This window comes from Chitinophaga sp. YR627 (assembly GCF_900114995.1).
In the GTDB taxonomy this organism is placed as follows: Bacteria; Bacteroidota; Bacteroidia; order Chitinophagales; family Chitinophagaceae; genus Chitinophaga.
This window is the reverse complement of record NZ_FOUX01000002.1, coordinates 1,069,545-1,088,975: the sequence shown is the minus strand read 5'-3', so window position 1 is coordinate 1,088,975 and position 19,431 is coordinate 1,069,545. Positions and strand designations below refer to the sequence as shown.

The 19,431-nt window shown below is 46.5% G+C and carries 17 protein-coding genes; 11 read left to right on the top strand and 6 right to left on the bottom strand.

Annotation, left to right across the window (positions count from 1 at the left end; all coding sequences use genetic code 11):
• The first annotated feature begins 18 nt into the window (after positions 1–18).
• The gene (locus tag BMZ72_RS13000; RefSeq protein ID WP_089808915.1) at positions 19–1,335 is read left to right on the top strand and encodes a monooxygenase; all 1,317 of its coding nucleotides are present in this window, start codon (positions 19–21) and stop codon (positions 1,333–1,335) included.
• Between the two features lie 127 nt (positions 1,336–1,462).
• Here the strand turns inward: BMZ72_RS13000 and mutS are convergent, their stop codons facing one another.
• Positions 1,463–4,069 carry a DNA mismatch repair protein MutS gene (gene mutS / locus BMZ72_RS12995; protein ID WP_089808913.1) on the bottom strand — a complete coding sequence of 869 codons (2,607 nt, stop codon included), beginning with the start codon at positions 4,067–4,069 and terminating at the stop codon, positions 1,463–1,465.
• A gap of 191 nt (positions 4,070–4,260) precedes the next feature.
• Here mutS and BMZ72_RS12990 point away from each other — a divergent pair, with 191 nt between their 5' ends.
• From BMZ72_RS12990 to BMZ72_RS12950, 9 genes are all read left to right on the top strand, one after another.
• Positions 4,261–4,803, top strand: coding sequence for an RNA methyltransferase (locus tag BMZ72_RS12990; RefSeq protein ID WP_317043488.1), 543 nt, complete (start codon positions 4,261–4,263; stop codon positions 4,801–4,803).
• On the top strand, positions 4,800–5,666 hold the full coding sequence (locus BMZ72_RS12985) for a UbiA-like polyprenyltransferase (RefSeq protein WP_089808909.1): 867 nt from the start codon (positions 4,800–4,802) through the stop codon (positions 5,664–5,666). The genes BMZ72_RS12990 and BMZ72_RS12985 overlap by 4 nt, the downstream gene beginning before the upstream one ends.
• Before the next feature lie 9 nt (positions 5,667–5,675).
• Complete coding sequence (gene ruvX, locus BMZ72_RS12980; RefSeq protein WP_089808908.1) at positions 5,676–6,086, top strand: Holliday junction resolvase RuvX; 411 nt, start codon at positions 5,676–5,678, stop codon at positions 6,084–6,086.
• A 43-nt stretch (positions 6,087–6,129) separates the two neighbouring features.
• Positions 6,130–6,708, top strand: coding sequence for a peptide deformylase (def, locus tag BMZ72_RS12975; protein WP_089808906.1), 579 nt, complete (start codon positions 6,130–6,132; stop codon positions 6,706–6,708).
• 100 nt (positions 6,709–6,808) lie between these two features.
• Positions 6,809–7,324 carry an RNA polymerase sigma factor gene (locus BMZ72_RS12970; RefSeq protein WP_255373190.1) on the top strand — a complete coding sequence of 172 codons (516 nt, stop codon included), beginning with the start codon at positions 6,809–6,811 and terminating at the stop codon, positions 7,322–7,324.
• Between the two features lie 4 nt (positions 7,325–7,328).
• The gene (locus BMZ72_RS12965) at positions 7,329–8,189 is read left to right on the top strand and encodes an anti-sigma factor domain-containing protein (protein WP_089808901.1); all 861 of its coding nucleotides are present in this window, start codon (positions 7,329–7,331) and stop codon (positions 8,187–8,189) included.
• 228 nt (positions 8,190–8,417) lie between these two features.
• On the top strand, positions 8,418–8,969 hold the full coding sequence (locus BMZ72_RS12960; RefSeq protein ID WP_012789579.1) for an RNA polymerase sigma factor: 552 nt from the start codon (positions 8,418–8,420) through the stop codon (positions 8,967–8,969).
• A 2-nt stretch (positions 8,970–8,971) separates the two neighbouring features.
• On the top strand, positions 8,972–9,805 hold the full coding sequence (locus BMZ72_RS12955) for an anti-sigma factor (RefSeq protein WP_089808898.1): 834 nt from the start codon (positions 8,972–8,974) through the stop codon (positions 9,803–9,805).
• 24 nt (positions 9,806–9,829) lie between these two features.
• Complete coding sequence (locus tag BMZ72_RS12950; RefSeq protein ID WP_089808897.1) at positions 9,830–10,762, top strand: hypothetical protein; 933 nt, start codon at positions 9,830–9,832, stop codon at positions 10,760–10,762.
• Between the two features lie 80 nt (positions 10,763–10,842).
• Here BMZ72_RS12950 and BMZ72_RS12945 read toward each other — a convergent pair whose 3' ends face one another.
• A complete protein-coding gene (locus BMZ72_RS12945; protein ID WP_218155242.1) occupies positions 10,843–12,468 on the bottom strand; it encodes a T9SS type B sorting domain-containing protein in 1,626 nt (541 codons plus the stop codon).
• A gap of 106 nt (positions 12,469–12,574) precedes the next feature.
• Positions 12,575–13,642, bottom strand: coding sequence for an RluA family pseudouridine synthase (locus BMZ72_RS12940; RefSeq protein WP_218155241.1), 1,068 nt, complete (start codon positions 13,640–13,642; stop codon positions 12,575–12,577).
• 655 nt (positions 13,643–14,297) lie between these two features.
• On the opposite strand from BMZ72_RS12940, the gene lipB reads away from it, so the two are divergent.
• Positions 14,298–15,014 carry a lipoyl(octanoyl) transferase LipB gene (gene lipB / locus BMZ72_RS12935; RefSeq protein ID WP_089808890.1) on the top strand — a complete coding sequence of 239 codons (717 nt, stop codon included), beginning with the start codon at positions 14,298–14,300 and terminating at the stop codon, positions 15,012–15,014.
• Positions 15,015–15,097: 83 nt separating this feature from the next.
• On the opposite strand, the gene BMZ72_RS12930 is transcribed toward lipB, so the two are convergent.
• The 3 genes from BMZ72_RS12930 to BMZ72_RS12920 form a co-directional block, all read right to left on the bottom strand.
• Entirely contained in the window at positions 15,098–15,916 is an 819-nt protein-coding gene (locus tag BMZ72_RS12930) for a hypothetical protein (protein ID WP_143087682.1), read from the bottom strand.
• Between the two features lie 150 nt (positions 15,917–16,066).
• Positions 16,067–16,981, bottom strand: coding sequence for a 1-aminocyclopropane-1-carboxylate deaminase/D-cysteine desulfhydrase (locus tag BMZ72_RS12925; RefSeq protein ID WP_089808886.1), 915 nt, complete (start codon positions 16,979–16,981; stop codon positions 16,067–16,069).
• Between the two features lie 86 nt (positions 16,982–17,067).
• Positions 17,068–19,389, bottom strand: a complete 2,322-nt coding sequence (locus BMZ72_RS12920) for a family 20 glycosylhydrolase (RefSeq protein WP_177222778.1) — start codon at positions 19,387–19,389, stop codon at positions 17,068–17,070.
• Positions 19,390–19,431 lie beyond the last annotated feature (42 nt).

Genomic DNA, 19,431 nt, shown 5'->3' with positions numbered 1-19,431 from the left:
TTCCTTATTCCTGTGAAAATGCTGCACAAAGTCTTCCGATCATTTTGCTGCTGCCTCCTGCTGATATTGCCGTTGCGCCACGTTTCCGCACAGCAGGTGACCTGGTCCCAGCATATTGCGCCCATCATTCACCATAACTGCACACCCTGTCATCGTCATGGTGAAGCAGCGCCCTTCTCACTTGTGACCTATGACGAGGTCGCCAAAAGAGCCAACTTTATTAAACGGGTGACGGAAAGCCACTATATGCCGCCATGGAAACCTGATCCGCACTACGTCACTTTCGCGAATGAAAGAAGACTGAGCGATGAAGAAATTAAACTCCTGGGTGACTGGGCAGAACATGGTATGCCGAAAGGAGAGGGGGAGGTAAAAGAAGTACCGCAAACCTTTGTAGATGGTACGCTCTTCCATCGTCCACCTGATCTCGTGGTGAAAATGAATACCGCCTATACCCTCAAAGGAGATAACGTAGAACGTTTCATCGTATATAAACTGCCATTCGAAATACCGGATTCCGTAGCCGTCGAAGCGATTGAGTTTACTTCGAATAACCGCAAGGTCATTCATCACGCCAACTATGAGATCAACGATGTGCCGGATGCAGATTTTAACAATACGGCAGACTATGTGGATAACACAGAGTCACACCTTGATTATTACCAGCAATACGTACAATACCGTAAAAAGATGAAATACTTCGGTGGATGGATTCCCGGCAGCAGCTACGAATCATACCCCGAAGATATCGGATGGGTAATGCCCAAACGGGGTGTCGTACTGCTGACTGTCCATTATGCGCCTGTAGGAAAAGATGAGGAAGTAATTAGTGGAGTACAGTTCTTTTTCAGAAAGAAGCCGGTAAAACGCCTGATAAGGGCCACTACCTATGGCTCCGGTGGTGTAGGAGAGAAGGAGATAGAGCCTTTCTTCTATATTCCTGCGAATGTGGAAAAGAGCTTTAAAATGAACGTAAAACTCACCGAAACACAATCCCTCTTATATGTATGGCCGCATATGCACCTCTTAGGCCAGACCTTTAAAGCATATGCTGTAACACCGGAAAAGGATACGATCCGTCTCATATCCATTCCGCAATGGGATTTCAACTGGCAGGAAATATACTGGTTCCCGAAAATGGTAAAGGTCCCTAAAGGGACGGTACTCACAATTGAAGGCAAATATGATAATACTGTGAATAACGCCGCCAATCCATCCTTCCCGCCACAACTCGTCTATGGCGCTATGCGTACAAAAGATGAAATGATGACGATGATCATCATGTCACTGCCGTATGAGAAAGGAGATGAGGAGAAAGATGTGAAACGACCGTGAATGCTCATGAGTAATTAAGTACAAAAAGTCCACTGCATACATAAAAAGAGAACGGTCCTTCACACTTGAAGGACCGTTCTCTTTTTATGTATCATTTAAGGCAATCAGAAAATTAATTCCTGATTGTCTACAAGAGGTTTTTAATCTCATTCAGCTTCAGCAAGGCTTCCACCGGCGTCAGTCTGTTAATATCCACATCATTCAACATATCCCTGATCTCTTTGAATGTATCGCTGTGCGCATCGAAGATACTCAGCTGTACTTTCTGCGTAGGACCCGCCATCTCTTTCACATGCTTTTCCAGTGGTGCATCAATATGTTTCTGTTCAAGATGTGACAGTACTTCATTCGCACGTTGCAGCAACTGAGGAGGCATACCCGCCATACGTGCCACATGTATACCAAAGCTGTGACGACTACCACCTGGCGCCAGTTTGCGCAGGAAGATCACCTTATTGCCGGATTCTTTATTGGTGATATGATAGTTCTTGATACGGCCGTGTTTATTCTCCAGCTCATTCAGCTCATGATAGTGTGTCGCAAAAAGTGTCTTAGGCTTATGCGGCGTCATATCATGCAGATACTCCACGATACTCCAGGCAATGGAGATACCATCGTATGTGCTGGTACCACGGCCAATTTCATCGAGTATTACCAGACTTCTTGGTGTGATATTGTTGATAATGCTGGCTGTTTCATTCATTTCAACCATGAAGGTAGATTCTCCACCACTCAGGTTATCGGAAGCGCCTACACGCGTAAATATTTTGTCTGTCAGACCGATCTCCGCTGCCGCTGCCGGTACAAAGCTACCCATATGCGCCATCAGTGTAATGAGGGCGGTCTGTCGCAGCAATGCGGACTTACCACTCATATTAGGACCAGTCAGAATGATGATCTGTTGCTCTTCTTTATCCAGTACGATGTCATTCGCTACATAACTTTCTCCCGGTGGTAAACCTCTTTCAATAACCGGGTGTCTGCCCTCGCGGATATCCAGGTGATAACCCTCTGTGACATTCGGACGACGGTATTTATACTGGATCGCATTATTGGCAAAACTCAGCAGACAATCCAGTCGCGCCATCAGCTGTGCATTCTGCTGAATAGCCTGAATGTGCGGTTGCAGGGCAAGCAGCAATTCATCAAACAACTGTATTTCCAGTGCAAGTATCTTTTCTTCCGCACCTACGATCTTTTCTTCATATTCCTTCAGCTCAGGTGTGATATAACGCTCCGCATTGGCCAGTGTCTGTTTACGGATCCAGTTCTCAGGTACCTTGTTCTTATGCGCATTTGTTACCTCGAGATAATAACCGAACACATTGTTGAACGCTACTTTCAGACTTGGAATGCCGGTAGCATCAGATTCTGCCTGCTGAATGCGTAGTAGGTATTCTTTACCGGAATGTGCGATTGTACGCAGGTTATCCAGTTCTGTATGTATACCGTTCTGTATAACGCCGCCTTTGCTCACCAGTATAGGTGGTGTTTCAACGATCTGTTCCAGGATGCGGCAAAGGATGCCCGGACATGGATTCAGCTTCTCCCCAATGGCAGTCAGATAAGGATGACCTGTCTTTGCCAGCAGTTGTTTGATACCTTCTACCTGCTGTAGTGCTTTCGCCAGCATCATCACTTCGCGTGGATTGATCTTCCGCAGTGGTATCTTGGATACAAGTCTTTCCAGGTCGCCTGTCTGTTTCAGATGTTGCAGTACATCCCTTGAAAGATCAGTTTCTTTGATGAAGTACTCGGTTACATCCAGTCGCTCGTTGATCTGTTTGATGTCCCTTAAGGGCAATACCATCCAGCGTTTCAGTAGTCTGGCGCCCATAGGGGTCACCGTCGTATCCAGTGTTTTCAGCAGGGTATGACCGTTTTCCACACTGCTGCCCAGCAGTTCCAGGTTCCTGATGGTAAAGCGATCCATCCAGAGAAAATCGTCCTGTTCGATACGCTGGATGTTGGTGATATGTTGCAGGTGAGGATGTTCTGTGTCACGCAGATAGTGCAGACAGGCACCGGCAGCAATGATAGCATCAGGTAAACCGTCCACGCCAAACCCTTTCAGACTATGCGTCTCAAATTGTTTGAGCAGGGTTTCTTCTGCGTAGTTGGTCGTGAAGATCCACTCTTCCAGTGTATATGTATAGAATTTGGAACCGAATTGTTCCTTGAAATGTTTCTGTTGCGGACGGGCGAAGATCACTTCTGCCGGTTTGAAACTTTGCAGAAGTTTATCCACATATTCCAGATTACCCTGGGCGACAAAGAATTCACCGGTAGAAATATCAAGGAATGCTACACCGTTCAGTTCTTTTCCGAAATGAACGGCTGCCAGGAAGTTGTTGCTGGCATTTTCAAGGAGCTTGTCATTCACCGCCACACCCGGAGTGACCATCTCAGTTACACCACGTTTCACAATACCTTTAGCCATTTTAGGGTCTTCCAGCTGATCGCATACTGCTACGCGATAACCCGCTTTGACCAGTTTATGCAGGTAAGTATCGAGGGAATGATGGGGAAAACCTGCCAGGTCCTGTTGTGAAGCAGAACCATTGGCCCTTTTGGTGAGTACAATACCTAAGACCCTGGACGCGATGATTGCATCGTCATTAAAAGTTTCATAAAAATCTCCCACGCGGAACAACAACACAGCATCCGGGTAACGGGCCTTGATGGCGTTGTGCTGTTGCATGAGCGGGGTTTCTACCGATTTGCTTTTTGCCATTCGGCAAATATATAATAATGTGCGGATGTGCTGAATTTGAGATGTACACATCCCTGTTGAGGGCTGTGAAGATGTGTTTTCCTTTGAAAAACAATTGTTTAGCTATCTTGTTGGAATGTTATCCAGGCGTCTGGTCCCCTGCAGAACCCTTCAGTCCCTGAACACTTTACATTTTATCGTACTTTTGCAAAATGCGAAAACTAAGCATGGATGAGCTGGGCCGTAAGACGGTTGACCAGTTCCGGGCGGCAGATAAAACTCCTTTGGTACTGATACTGGATAATGTACGCAGTATGCATAACGTAGGATCAGTGTTCCGTACAGCGGATGGATTCCTCCTGCAGGGCATTGTTCTCTGTGGATATACACCGGTGCCTCCTCACCGGGATATTCAGAAAACTGCCCTGGGCGCGACTGAAACGGTAGAATGGCAATACTTTGCAACGACAACCGAAGCAGTAGCCGCATTGCAGGAGGCAGGTTATATCGTTATGGCGGTAGAACAGGCGGTAAACAGTATCATGCTGGATCAGTTCACGCCTGCGACAGATAAGCCACTTGCGCTGGTTTTTGGAAATGAAGTTACCGGTGTCGATGCGGAGGTAATGAAAATGGTGGAAGGCTGTATCGAAATACCGCAATCCGGTATGAAACACTCTTTGAATATCTCAGTGAGTACTGGTATTGTGGTTTGGGATATCTTTGCAAAACTGAAAAACAAACAGGCACAATGATCACAACGGTTAATAAATATCTATCGCTGGTAAAATTCAGCCACACCATCTTCGCGATGCCTTTCGCACTGACAGGCTTTTTCATCGCTACCATCAAGACGGACGCCTCTTTCAGCTGGCAGTTGTTTTTACTGGTAGTGCTCTGTATGGTTTTCGCACGTAGTGCAGCGATGGCTTTCAACCGCTATCTGGATGCTGATATCGACAGGAAAAACCCACGTACGATACAGCGTGAGATCCCAAGAGGTGTGATCACAGAAAAGAACGCGCTCATATTTGTGATCGTGAACTGTCTGCTGTTCATGGCGGCTACCTGGTTCATTAATTTCTTATGTTTCCTGTTATCGCCGGTAGCATTGCTGGTGGTACTGGGTTATAGTTATACTAAAAGATTTACCGCGCTTTGTCACCTGGTGCTGGGATTGGGATTATCCCTGGCGCCGGTGGGAGCCTACCTGGCAGTGACCGGTCATTTTGCGGTATTGCCGGTATTGTTATCCATCCTGGTATTGTGCTGGGTAGCGGGTTTTGATATTATCTATTCCCTGCAGGACGAAGAATTTGATCGTTCCCTGGCTTTAAATTCTATTCCTACCTGGCTGGGTAAGGCGGGAGCGCTGCATTTCTCCGAAGGTTTACACGTGGTAGCAGGCGCCTTGGCAGTGATCATCGGCCTGTATGGTCAGTTCCACTGGCTGTATGCGATCGGCGCCCTTGTATTTATTATTATGCTGGTGTCACAGCATCTGTTGGTAAAACCCAATGATCTGAGCCGTGTCAATATTGCATTTATGACTACCAACGGTATTGCCAGTGTGGTATTTGCTGTATTCGCCATCGCAGATATGTTCATCATCGGATAAAACAGAAATATGGCGCGTATACTTGCAATTGACTACGGAAAGAAGAGAACAGGGCTGGCAGTAACTGACCCATTACAGCTGATAGCCAGCGGTCTGACCACCGTTGCGACCCACGATCTCATTCCTTATCTGAAAAAATATCTGGCACAGGAAGCAGTGGAACTGTTTCTGATAGGAGAGCCCAAAAACCTGGATGGTGGCGCTACACATGCGACCCCGCTGGTGATCGAGTGTGTGCGTATCCTTGAAAAGAACTTTCCACAGGTGCCTGTAAAAAAAGTGGACGAACGTTTCACTTCTAAAATGGCCTTCCAGACGATGATTGACAGCGGACTCAAAAAGAAAGATCGCCAGAATAAAGGACTGGTTGACGAGATCAGCGCCACAATCATCCTGCAGGAGTACTTGCAGAACAAGTAATTCCTAATTCATTCTTACCTTTGCATTTCGAAAAAAATATAAAATGATTCTACCTATAGTTGCTTACGGTCATCCGGTATTACGTAAAATGTGTGAAGATATAACCCCTGATTACCCTCAGTTAGAGCAACTGCTTGCCAATATGTGGGAAACCATGTATGCTTCAAATGGTGTTGGACTGGCTGCTCCGCAGATCAACAGACCTATCCGCCTGTTTGTAGTGGACAGTGAACAGATCATCAACAGCCTGGAAGATGATGAGAAGAAAGACTACCCTGGCGATAACGGGATCAAACAGGCATTTATCAATGCACATATTGTAAGCACTGGCGGAGAAGAATGGGCGTACAACGAAGGTTGTCTCAGTATCCCGAAAGTGCGTGAAGACGTATACCGTCCGGAATCCGTAACGCTGCGTTATGTAGATGAAAAATTCCAGCCACAGGAAAGGACCTTTACCGGCATTACCGCCCGTGTGATATTCCATGAATACGACCATATTGATGGTAAACTGTTCATCGATCACCTGAAGCCATTAAAGCGCAGAATGATCAAAGGTAAGCTGGATGATATCTCCAAAGGCAAGATCAACGTGGATTACAAGATGATATTTCACAAATAAAACAAGTGAAAATTTTGTAATGTAAGAAAACCCGTTTATTTTAGTGCCTGCAAACTAATACAATACATTGGGAGCAGCAGTCACATATACAGAATCCGAATTGGTACTTGGCCTCAAGGCGAGGAACGAAAAGCATTTCGGGTACTTATATGATCATTATTCACCGGCATTATATGGTATCGCCCTCAAAGTCCTGAACGATGAGACGATAGCCGGTGATGTGCTGCAGGAAATCTTTCTCAAGATCTGGCGCGGTATCGAACGCTATGATAGCGAAAAGGGACGTCTGTTTACCTGGATGGTGAACATTGCCCGTAATACTGCCATTGATACCCTCCGCTCAAAGTCCCATAAGATGGGACAAAAAGTTGCAGAATTAGGGAGCAACGCTCTTGCGTCAGACCAGCTGGCTATTCATCCGTCCGTAGATCACCTCGGACTGGTGAAAGTGTTGGAACAACTCAGCAAGGAACAACGTGTTATTATAGACCTGGCTTATTATAAGGGATGCACTCAGGATGAGATTGCGAAGATATTGGACATCCCTCTTGGAACGGTGAAGACCAGGATGCGTAATGCGATCATACAATTGCGGAATATTTTAAAACAGATCTAAGCAAGTGGATGTTCAACGTTACATATCGTCCGGTGTTATTGAAAACCATGTTACGGGATTACTATCAGAACCAGAATCACGTGAGGTTGTCAGCGCCATTCAGCAACATCCTGAGGTAAAGGCTGCTGCCGATGCGATTCAACAGGATATGGAGTACTATATACAGCTGTGGGCCAAAAAGCCACCGGCCGGTATCAGACGCCAGCTGATGGAACGTTTACACAAAGACGATGTACGCGAAGAACCGGTCGCTACCGCAACGCCTGCATTAAGTACAGCAACATACGAAGACATTTTCTCCGAAGATAAAGGGACAAACAGCTCTCCATCCCGTGTTTGGCAATACACCGCCGCAGCAGCGATCGCGCTGTTGATAGGCAGTGTGAGCATGAACATCATGTCATACAGCAAATCAGACAGCGTTACCGGACAGCTTGCTACCCTGCAGGATGAACAGTCAGCTCTTTCCGCAGAGAAAGAAGCGCTGAAAGAACAGCTCGATTATGCACATAAAGAACTGGGTCTGATGAAAGATCCTTCTTTCAAATGGATCCGCATGCCCGGCGTCGGTAAACATACCGGTGCATTCGCCACCATCGGATGGAATCCTCAATCAAAAGAAGCATTCATCCTTGCTCAGGCATTACCTGAGCCTCCTGCTGATAAACAATACCAGCTCTGGGCTATCGTCAACGGAAAGCCCATCGATGCAGGTGTATTTGAACTGGGCGCAAAAGCGCATACCTTACAAAAGGTGAAGTCAGTTGAAAATGCCCAGGTATTCGCAGTAACCCTCGAAAAGAAAGGCGGCAGCCCTGAACCGACACTCGAACAAATGTTCGTCGCCGGTAAAGTGGCAGGTTGACCTTAACGCTTCATTTACTCCTTTCCTCCAACTATAGCGCTCATTATCAATTATTCCGTAATAATTGCTATCTTTCCTTTATTATTGCATTCCCATTAACCATCATTTTAGGACTTATTTGGATTGGAACATCAGGTTGTACTGGTAACAGTTTCGAGTACTGTAGCACCTGCAGCTGAAATGTGGTGAACACTGTGAAAAGTATTTTTAACAAAATTTTTAACTGTTTTGGAATCCGCGTTCACATATACGGAATCTGAGCTGGTGCAGGGGCTAAAAGCCAAAGACCAGAAGGTATTCGGCTACCTGTATGACCGATATTCGCCTGCTTTGTACGGTGTAGCACTGAAAGTGCTCAACGACGAAAGCAATGCGAATGATGTATTGCAGGAAGTGTTCCTTAAAATCTGGCGTAATATAGACCGGTACGATGAAAGCAAAGGACGTCTGTTCACATGGATGCTCAATATTACACGTAACTCCGCAATTGATACGCTCCGCTCGAAGGCACATAAAATGGATCAGAAAATCCAAGACATTGGAGATGACGTACATTTATATACAGGTAATTTAACTGTACACCCATCCGTTGACCATCTTGGACTCTCAAAGGTTCTTGAAAAATTAACTAAGGAACAACGAATCATCATTGATTTAGCGTACTATAAGGGTTGCACCCAGGAAGAAATTTCCAAGGTGCTGGAAATTCCTTTGGGTACCGTGAAAACGAGAATGAGGAACGCAATTATCCAATTAAGAAACTTGTTAAAATTAGTATAAGAGTGGACGCATCACGTTTCATATCGTCCGGATTGATCGAAGCTTATGTTAGCGGACTCGCCACCTCCAACGAAATAGAGGAGCTGGAACGCGGCATGGCGCAGTATCCGGAAGTGAGAGCTGCAGTGGATGACTGTCAGCTCGATATGGAACACTACGTTACATTACAGGCGAAACCACCAGCTCCTGAATTAAAACAGAATATCCTCCGTATCATTGCCGACGAAGAGACTGCCAGAGAAAACGGAACTTATGTTGAACAAACTGAAGTCGCTTTCCCAAATGAAGAAAAAGTTTACGTAAGCAGCGCCTGGCGCTGGATTGCAGCTGCCGTGTTTGTCGCACTGCTCGGTAGCCTGTATATGAATTACGTATACTCCGGGCAGATCAATGACTATAAAGGCCGCTACGAAGCCTTACTCTCCTCACAAAATTCACTGGCGTCAGAATCTAATCTCTATCGCACCCGCCTCGAGCAAATGGAAACTTCGATGAACATCGTTAAAAGTCCTTCCATGAAAGCGGTAAAGATGCCTGGCACCAAACCTTTCCCATCCGCACTCGCTACCGTATACTGGAATCAGCAATCCAAGGAAGTGTTCGTCATGGTGAATAACCTGCCGGAACCCGCTGCTGATAAGCAATACCAGCTCTGGGCCATTGTTGATGGTAAACCCGTTGATATGGGTGTATTCGAAACAGGCAACAAAGATGAACTGCTGCACAAGATGAAACCCATCGATAATGCAGAGATGTTTGCCATCACACTCGAGAAAAAAGGTGGTAGCCCGGTTCCTACGCTTGATCAGATGTACGTCGCAGGAAAAGCCAGCTAACAAGAAAATACATAATTTCGCACCATGCGAAAACTCTGGATCTACACTGTCACACTGTTATTTTTTCAGCAAACCTATGCGCAGGATACAGCTCGTTACAAAGGAATGACTGTTAACCTGGATGAAGTGATCGTAGAAGCCAAACGTATAGGCTTTGACGTCAACAGCTTTATCAAAAGAGTAGAAGACGATACTACTTTTTACCGCGCATTTAAAAATCTGCACCTGCTCGGCTATACCGCCGACAACGATATCCGCATCTATAATAAAAGCAACGAAATACAGGCGTCCCTGAAAAGTCAGACCATACAATCTATGCAGGGCAGATGCCGTACCATGAAAGTGCTGTCTGAAAATATTACCGGCGACTTCTTCGATAAAAAAGGCAATTATAATTACTACACCGCAGAGTTATACGGTAACCTCTTTTTTACAAAAGGAACTATCTGTGCCGATCCCACCGGAGAAGAACCCGAAAGCTCCAAAGGTAGTATGGCCCGTCATAAAGCACAGCTGAAGCAGTTAATATTCAATCCGGGTAAACCTGTCAGAGGTGTGCCCATCGTCGGTGGAAAAGTCGCCATCTTCGATCCGGAAGTACAACGCTTCTATAACTTCGCGATCTCTTCCCAGGAATATCTCGGCGTATCCTGTTATGTATTCAGCGCAAAAGCAAAACCTGATCTGAACAGTCTGGACAGGGGGGATGTCGTGGTAAATGAACTGATCACTTATTTTAATAAAGATAACTTCGAGATCGTCGGACGTAAATATTCATTGTCCTACAAAACAATGCTCTTCGATTTCGATGTGAAAATGGATGTGCAGATGACGAAACAACAAGGTTTACTGATCCCCGCACTGGTTACCTATGACGGTACCTGGGATGTACCTTTCAAGAAACGTGAAACAGCGAAGTTCATCGCAAGGTTTCATACGTTTACCACACCACAGTAATAAAGCTGTCAACATAAAAAGCGAAGAGCGTCTGCCACCGGCAAGACGCTCTTCGCTTTTTATCCTGTATTGTACCTGTCTTAGTAGATCACTGTTACCGAACCTGTCTTCTTCACTTTCTCTCCTGTTGATACCACTTTATAATCCATCATCCAGACATAGGTGCCAAATGGTACTCTTCCTTTCTGCCAGGTTCCTTTCCATCCTACATCCGGATCGGTGGTGTAGTAGATGCGCTGGCCCCACCGGTTGAAAATGACCAGCTCAAATTCTGTAATGGGACATCGGAATTTCGGTCGGAAGTAGTCATTCACGCCATCTGCATTTGGCGTAAAGGCCGTAGGCAGGTATACCTGACAACCACATTCCTGGAAGGCAATATCCACTTCATCGATCGATTGTCCGCAGCTGTTAGTTGCGACGATCGCATAGTGTCCTGCCTGTGTGACCGGGAAGATCGGTAACGAAGAACTGTCCTGCCATTTATAATTCATACCAGCTCCGTCAGGATGCAGATTGTATACTGTCCCCATACATAACAGGGTGTCGTGGCCTAAGTTCGTACGTAAGGTATCTTCAAACTGTACATGAATCGTATCCTGATCTATACAACGGCCTACTTTTGCTTCTACCCAGTAATAACCGGTTTCTCTCACATAGAAGGTCGCCTGTTTGGAGGTATCCTGCCAGCGGTAGGAAGCTGTTCCGAAATCTGCTTTCAGTACCAGGGTCTCGCCTTTACATACGATCGTGTCATTGCCAAGATCAAGTTCTCTGTCTGGTTTATAGCGGATCAGGATCGTGTCCAGTACTTCGCAGGTATTGTTGATTTCTACAAATACCCACAGATCCCAGTTACTTCTGATCGTGGTGGTTGGTGTAGTAGCGCGGTTGCCCCAGCGGTAGCCGGTAGCGCCGGGTGTGGTCGCATTCAGTGTGATGGATTCTCCCGGACAAAGAATGGTGTCTTTACCCAGTGAGAAAGGATGTTCCGTACCGGCAAAGGCGATATAGATCGTATCGCGGTACAGGCCACAACCCTGTGCATCAGCCGTAACGATGTATGGGGTGGATGGCATCGCCACATCGCTGTGTACGATGATGTTAGGTGTGATAGCGCCGGTGTTCCAGATGTAGGTACAGTTCTGAGCTGTGGCATCCAGTTCGATGGTCTCACCGAGACACAGTATCAGACTGCTGTCACCCAGATCTATTTCCGGAACGGGTGTATAAAAGATGTTAACGGAATCGGGTACAAGACAGCCATTGATCTTTACCTTATAGGTGGTCATGCTGTCGACAAGGATACTCCGGCCGGTAGAGCCGTCCTGCCATTCATACGTGGCGCCGGGTACGTCCGGTGCGGTCAGTGTAATGGTTGTACTATCACAGAGGGTCTGATCGGTAGGGCCGAAATCATAGATAACGGGTGCCACAATGTTCAGATTCGTGGTAGAGGTTGACGGTACGCCTGCTCTGTAGGCGATGAGTTGCACAGTGTAGGCACCGACGGTATTGTAAAGGTGGGCGCCTTTGATTCTGCGGGATGTGTCCGCAGCGCCGGAGGCCGGGTCGCCGAAATACCATCTTACGGAGTCTATGCCTGCGAGGTCCGCTTCAGCAATTTCAAATCTAACACTATCATTCTGGCAGGTCGTCGAGTACGTAAATTGTGTCTGTGCCTGGGCACTAAATGCACCCAGCATGGTTATTAAAACCGCGATTAATAGATATAGGCTTCTCATGAAGGGACATGGGTAAGGTGCTAAATTAAAACAAAAAATGATATGTTTTAATTTTTTAATGGATTTACTATTCTAATGGTCTGGCGCTCACATAGCGTCTCCATTTTTCCAGAACGGCTTTAAAATCATCAGGTAACGGACTTTCAAAATGGATAGGTTTACGTGTACGCGGGTGTATGAAACCAAGCGTCTGCGCATGCAGGGCATGGCGTGGCATGATTTCGAAGCAGTTTTCCACAAATTGTTTGTATTTGGCAAATACGGTGCCTTTCAGGATACGATCACCGTTATAAGTATCATCATTGAACAGGGAATGGCCCATGTGCTGCATATGTACCCTGATCTGGTGGGTACGTCCGGTTTCCAGGCGGCACTCGATCAGTGTCACGTAGTTAAAGCGCTCCAGCACTTTATAGTGAGTGATGGCCTCTTTACCGTATTCTCCGTCAGGATATACATCCATAATTTTACGGAAGCGCTGGTGACGGCCAACATGTGCCTCAATAGTGCCTTCATCTTCCTCAAAATCACCCCATACAAGGGCCATATAACGACGTTGAACAGTATGGTCGAAGAACTGCTTCGCCAGATCGTTCATGGCTTTCTCCGATTTGGCAACTACCAATAATCCACTGGTATTCTTATCGATACGGTGTACCAGTCCAAAACGGGGCATGCTCGGTTCAGGTACCGGTGTTGTAGTACGATCACCCAGGTACCAGGCCAGGCCGTTTACAAGCGTACCAGTATAATTGCCAGAGCCAGGGTGTACTACCATACCCGGCAACTTATTGACTATCATTAAATCTTCGTCCTCATAGACAATGTCCAGCGGCAGTTCCTCCGGTATCACCTGCGTGTTTTCCGGATTCTTGTTGGAATACACCACAATACGATCGCCCGCCTTTACTTTATAATTGGATTTAACTGGTTTGTCATTGACGATGACCATGCCATTGTCGCATGCCTGCTGAATTTTATTACGGGTAGCACCTTCCACCCGGTTCATCAGGAACTTATCCACACGAAGTGGCTCCTGACCCTTGTCAGCTATAATATTCACCCGCTCATACAGCTCCTCGCTGCCTTCGCCGTTCTCCAGTTCATCGTCAATTTCAATCAGTTCTTCCGCCATGAGGATTCAAAATTTTTGCAAAGGTACGAATAACCGGGCGCAAGTCCACAGTTTGGGTAAGCTTTGCTTAGGAGTCCACCAGAGAGTATGTTGGGAATGTTGTCAGGCGGCATTCATTCTCAGAGCGTAATATATCATATCGCACAGCGGAATTTATCATGTGCTGATAGCGGGTAGGAAGGATATCGCCATAAGTAAAAGAGGGATGTTGTATGAGATGAAGCATGGATGCGTCGTATATACGTCGTGTATGCGTCGTGTCAGGGCTATATTTTGGCCTGATAGGGGGCATTTAGGACAAAATATAGCTTCCCTGGTGCTGATTGCCTATAATTATTTGTAAAACAATTAGTTATAGTTGGTGATCTGTATTCGCAAAAAAAGTATCCCGTAGTATGTCAGGCTGCGGTGTTTCATCGTAAATTATGATAAGGGCGGTCCCGGTGCAAAAGATCAGATAATTCAGAAGCCTGACTATAGTTATAGTATAGTTAGCTTACGTTAGTGCTACGTTTTTCTCGGCCATCTAAGGGAGGATAACTATAGGATGACCAATGAACAGTGATAACCAAACATTGTTAAGCGTATTCTTCCATACGGCCCCCCTCCGGATAGATCACCGCAAGTGGTAATTCCGTATTTTTGCACCTGCAATATGAACAAGAAGATCCACACGAACGACCTGGGAATAATTGATTATCAGAAGGCCTGGGATTATCAGGAACAGCTTTTACAGCAGAATGTAAGCATCAAGCAGGCATTGGCAAGAGGAGAGGAGCTGCCGGGACAGGCACGGGAAACGACCAATTACCTGTTATTCTGCGGTCATCCGCATATCTATACCCTCGGTAAGAGCGGACACATGGAAAATCTGTTGCTGGATAGCCAGCAGCTGGAAGATAAAGGCATCACTTTTTCAAGCACGAACCGCGGCGGAGATATCACCTATCACGGTCCCGGTCAGGTGGTAGGATATCCGATCCTCGACCTGGAGAATTTTATCACAGATATAGGGAAGTACCTGCGTAACCTGGAAGAGGTGATCATGCTTACACTGGCGGACTATGGCATCAAAGGCGATCGTTCTCCGGGAGAGACCGGCGTATGGCTGGACCCGCAGGATCCTGCCCGTGCCCGTAAGATCTGTGCGATGGGAGTACGTTGCAGCCGCTGGGTGACCATGCATGGCTTCGCTCTGAATGTCAATACCAACCTCGACTATTTTGGCAATATCGTGCCTTGCGGTATTGTTGATAAAAAAGTGGCTTCCATGCATGAAGAACTGGGTAGAGAAGTGCCTGAGGCGGAAGTAAAAAGCCGGATCGCACAGCATTTCGCCACCGTCTTCGGCGCAGAAATGATCATGGACTAAATACAACAGAGCTGTTATAAAAGAGAAAAGGCCTTTCCACCTATGGCGGAAAGGCCTTTTCTCTTTTATAAACGTGTTAATTGTTAGTTTCTGTAAGTCAGCGGGATATAGAGATTCCACTTCTCATATGCTTTTCCTTCCTGGTAGATTTCGAAATTGAACCAGCCAGCATGCAGGAAAATTGCTTTTTCCAGTATCAGGAAGGGCTCTTTTACCTGTGGGATCTCAAAAAGGAAGGAGCCGTCCGGTTCGAAGAACTTAACACTGTATTTCTTTTCCTGTGCATCCGGCAGTTTGATGTTCACATTGCCGTCTGCGGTGGTATAAATATAGTTAGATGGGTGCCACACGATCTTTTCCTCTTTTACCACCTTCTCTTTTGCTGTCGTTGTAGTCGGATTCGTACCAGTATTGATACCCGCTTCTTTCGCAGCAGCGATCGCCTCTTTCACGTCTGACAACTGCAGCTTCTTGGTAGCGTCTATAGTGCTGTCCGGTACTGCCAGCACAATTTTGGAGTGCAGGTAGCGTCCGTTGTTGAATTGGATAAAGAGACGGTAGTAGTTAGACCCTGGCAATGGTTTGACGTCATTATAACTGTTCCTGAAGTCATTCGGATTATTCACCAGACCAATTGTACTGAAGTTCAGTACGCTGTCAAGAGAGCGCTGTACGCCGATAAACTTCACATCCCGGAAACCGGAGATAAATTCCAGTGAGATCTTGCCCGTTTTAATGAGGGCAGAGAAATCAGGTAATACCGGTGGTGTATTCGATTGGGTCTGTGCCTTAACTGAAAATACTGATGCTGTAAATATAACTGCGAATAAAATAAGACGCGACAACTGCTTCATAAATGCTAATTCCTGTACTGTATCCATGTCTCCGGAGTCTTTGTTCACACAAGAACGCCGGTTTTCCTCTTTAAGTTGGCAAAAATAATAAAATGATAGACCTGACTGGTATCAAATACCGTTAAAAAAATCCAAACAAAGGTAGCATGACTGTCCTGTGGCTGGAAGTAGTTACTACCGTAAATATAAACAAATCTGCTATATGGCGTTTCCCTGCAATCCGCCGGTGTGGATAAGTAACACCTTACTACCATCGGGATACCTGCCCTCCTGTATATCCTGTCTGAATCCCATCAGCAACTTGGCTGTATAGATCATATCGAGCGGAATACCGGTTTCAGCATGAAAATTAGCCATGAAGGTCTGTAGCGCAGGCGTCACTTTCGCATACCCTCCGCCATGATGTTCATGGCGTAATTCCCAGTGGGGATGAGGAGCCGGATGGAGCAGGGTCTGTATTTCATTTGTCAGGTAAGCAGCCCCTTTTAATACAGCATAGCCAAGAATGGTTTGCTGCGGTGCTGCACTGTTTATAATACCTGCCAGCGTCGTACCGGTGCCCACAGCACAGGCAATGTGGCTGAAGTATATACTGGCCTCCGCCGGGGAAATAACACTTTTATCAACGGCCATCAGTTGCGGGATGGCCAGTGGCAGGATCTCCTCACAACCCTTTGCTCCCAGGGCATTGTTGCCGCCTTCCGGTACGATCCAGGCATCCGGATAAAGCGTGGCCCAGTCTGTATCCGCTTTATGCCGGTAAGCTTCCCGGCTGATAAATACCAGTTCCATATTGCGGGCAGCTGCGTCCTGCAACGTATGACTTAATACAGGCGCTCTTTCTCCCCGGATAATGCCGGTGCAGGGAATGCCCGCCAGCTGACAGGCAGCGGCAGTAGCAGCAATGTGATTGGAATAAGCGCCGCCAAAAGTGACAATACGGTGTTTACCTGCTTTAATGGCGGCGTCAAGATTATACCTGAGCTTAAACCATTTGTTACCCGATACTTCCGGATGCAGCAGGTCCAGCCGTAATACAGCAGCACGGATGCCGGCGGGTAACCAGGCAGGTGTAATAAACTGTAATTGAATATTGTCGTAATCAAATTGCATGCTGCGCAAAGTAACGACATTGAGGGGTATATATAAAACGGGTGTGCCACAAGACACACCCGTTGCAAAACGATATGAACAGCTGTTTACTGACCGGTAAAGAAGATCTCTGCCGGGTTCAGTTTCTCTCTGTCTCTGTAGATACCTGCATCCAGCCAGGCGCCGGTGCCGGTATTAAAGTATTGTACTTTGATGCGGTGCAGTCCTTTACGCAGCGGTACAAAACCACTACGATCCTGCAGATCATGTTGCCCGTCATTATCCACAACGATCTGATCATCTATATAAAATACAGCGCCATCGTCACTGTTGAGATGGAATTCATAGAGATCATCCGCGGGGATCTTTACCAGTCCGGAGAAAGTGACACCATACTCTTTTACCGGCAGCGGACGAATATCGACTGCTGGCAATATGCCACTGCTATCACCTTTTTCAGGTAATTGCTTTGCACTGGCAGGTACTGTTTTTACAAGTGAGAAACGTACGCCCTTTGCACCTTGTTTTGTTACAATGGCAGGAAGGAAGGCTTTGCGTACATAGGTGGCACTATATAGTGGACTCACACGTCCGGTAGGCAATACCACAATACAGTTTAACTGTGCAGTACCGTTTTCAGGAACGTTGATCGTAATAGCTTGTTTATAAGGTTTGCTGCGCAGTCCAGGTTGCGTACCATCAGTTGTATAATAGATCATACCACCTTTCACCGGCGTCTTCAGTGTGACAGTGACTGATGGCGTAGTCACGACTTTGCTTTCCAGTCCGATAGGTTCTGGTATACGGAAATTGATACCGGCATAACTCATGCGGGAAAGCTCCAGTGGCAGCTTACGGAGGAAACGGTCATAGTTCTTTTTACCAGGTTGTGCCCAGGCTATTTCAGATAAAGCCAGTGCACGCGGCCATAACATATAATCAAGCATCTGCTGATCGGGGATGAACTCTGTCCATATATTACCCTGTACACCTTTAATATAACGTTGTTCCGTTGGCGTTAGTGATGGTGGTAAAGGCTCATAGTTATATACAGTTTTCAGTGGCAGATAAGCAGCTGCATTCAATGGTTCTGTTGATGGCTGACCTTGTGTATAGTCAAAATACAGATAGGTATTAGGCGTCATGATGACGTTGTGTTGCTGTTTGGCAGCTGCGATGCCACCTTCTTCACCACGCCAGCTCATAACGGTCGCATTGGCTGCCAGTCCGCCTTCCAGTATTTCATCCCATCCGATGATAGAACGTCCTTTACTATTGACAAACTTTTCCATCCGCTGGACGAAATAACTCTGCAACGCGTGTTCATCTTTCAGTCCCAGTCTGCGTATCATGCGCTGTACTTCTGCGGATTCTTTCCATCTGTCTTTCAGACATTCATCTCCCCCAATGTGGATAAACTGGCTGGGGAAGAGATCTATCACTTCTGTTAATACATCCTGCAGGAAGGTGAACACAGAGTCATTTACAGGATTCAGTACATCTTTGGAAATGCCCCAGGTGCCGCGCACTTCATAAGGACCTTTGGTATTACCGAAGGATGGATAAGCGGTGAGCACCGCCTGTGAGTGCCCCGGCATCTCTATTTCAGGAATGATCGTGATATTTCTTTCTGCTGCGTATTTCACAATATCGCGTACTTCATCCTGTGTATAATAACCGCCATAAGGCTTACCATCATAAGTAGTACTACGGCGGTGATGACCAACGATCGTCTCTTTTCTGATGGATGCAATTTCCTGCAGACGTGGATATTTTTTGATCTCGATACGCCATCCCTGGTCATCGGTGAGATGCCAGTGGAAGCGGTTGAATTTATAAAGCACCATCATATCGATGAACTGTTTGATGGCAGCAGGAGGAAAGAAGTGACGGCTGACGTCCAGCATCATACCACGATAGGCGAAGCGTGGATAGTCCTGGATCTTTACGCCGGGCAGATGAAGACTGCCATTATAAGGAGTTTGTCTGACAGTGTCAGTTGCGGTTTTAATATTCTTATTAACCGGGAACAGTTGTATCAGTGTCTGCAGGCCATAAAACAGCCCGGCAGCGTCTCCCTGCAGATAGACCCGGCCGGTATTTACTTCAAGGATATATCCTTCCGGTTTGCCGCTGCGTGCTTCCACAATTTTGATGATGGAGTTGGAGGCCTGTCCGGATACGGTTGTCTGGCTGACAGGGAGTTTGAAGTTATAATTACGTTGCAGGTAATCATTCAGGAATGCAGCTGTTTTTTCAGCGCCTTTGCCACTGTATTGAATGGCTGCCTGGTCGTTCACAACAAAGCTGCCTGGCATAGGATTGAGCAGTAGTGGCTCAGGGATAATGGTGATGTCGCCGGTTTTCAGCTGTGCTGTACCCGACAGGTAACAACAGATTGCGAGCATCGACAGGAATAATGTTTTCATATGCATCATGTTGGTATGGTTATTTACTGGCCGTTCCATGTC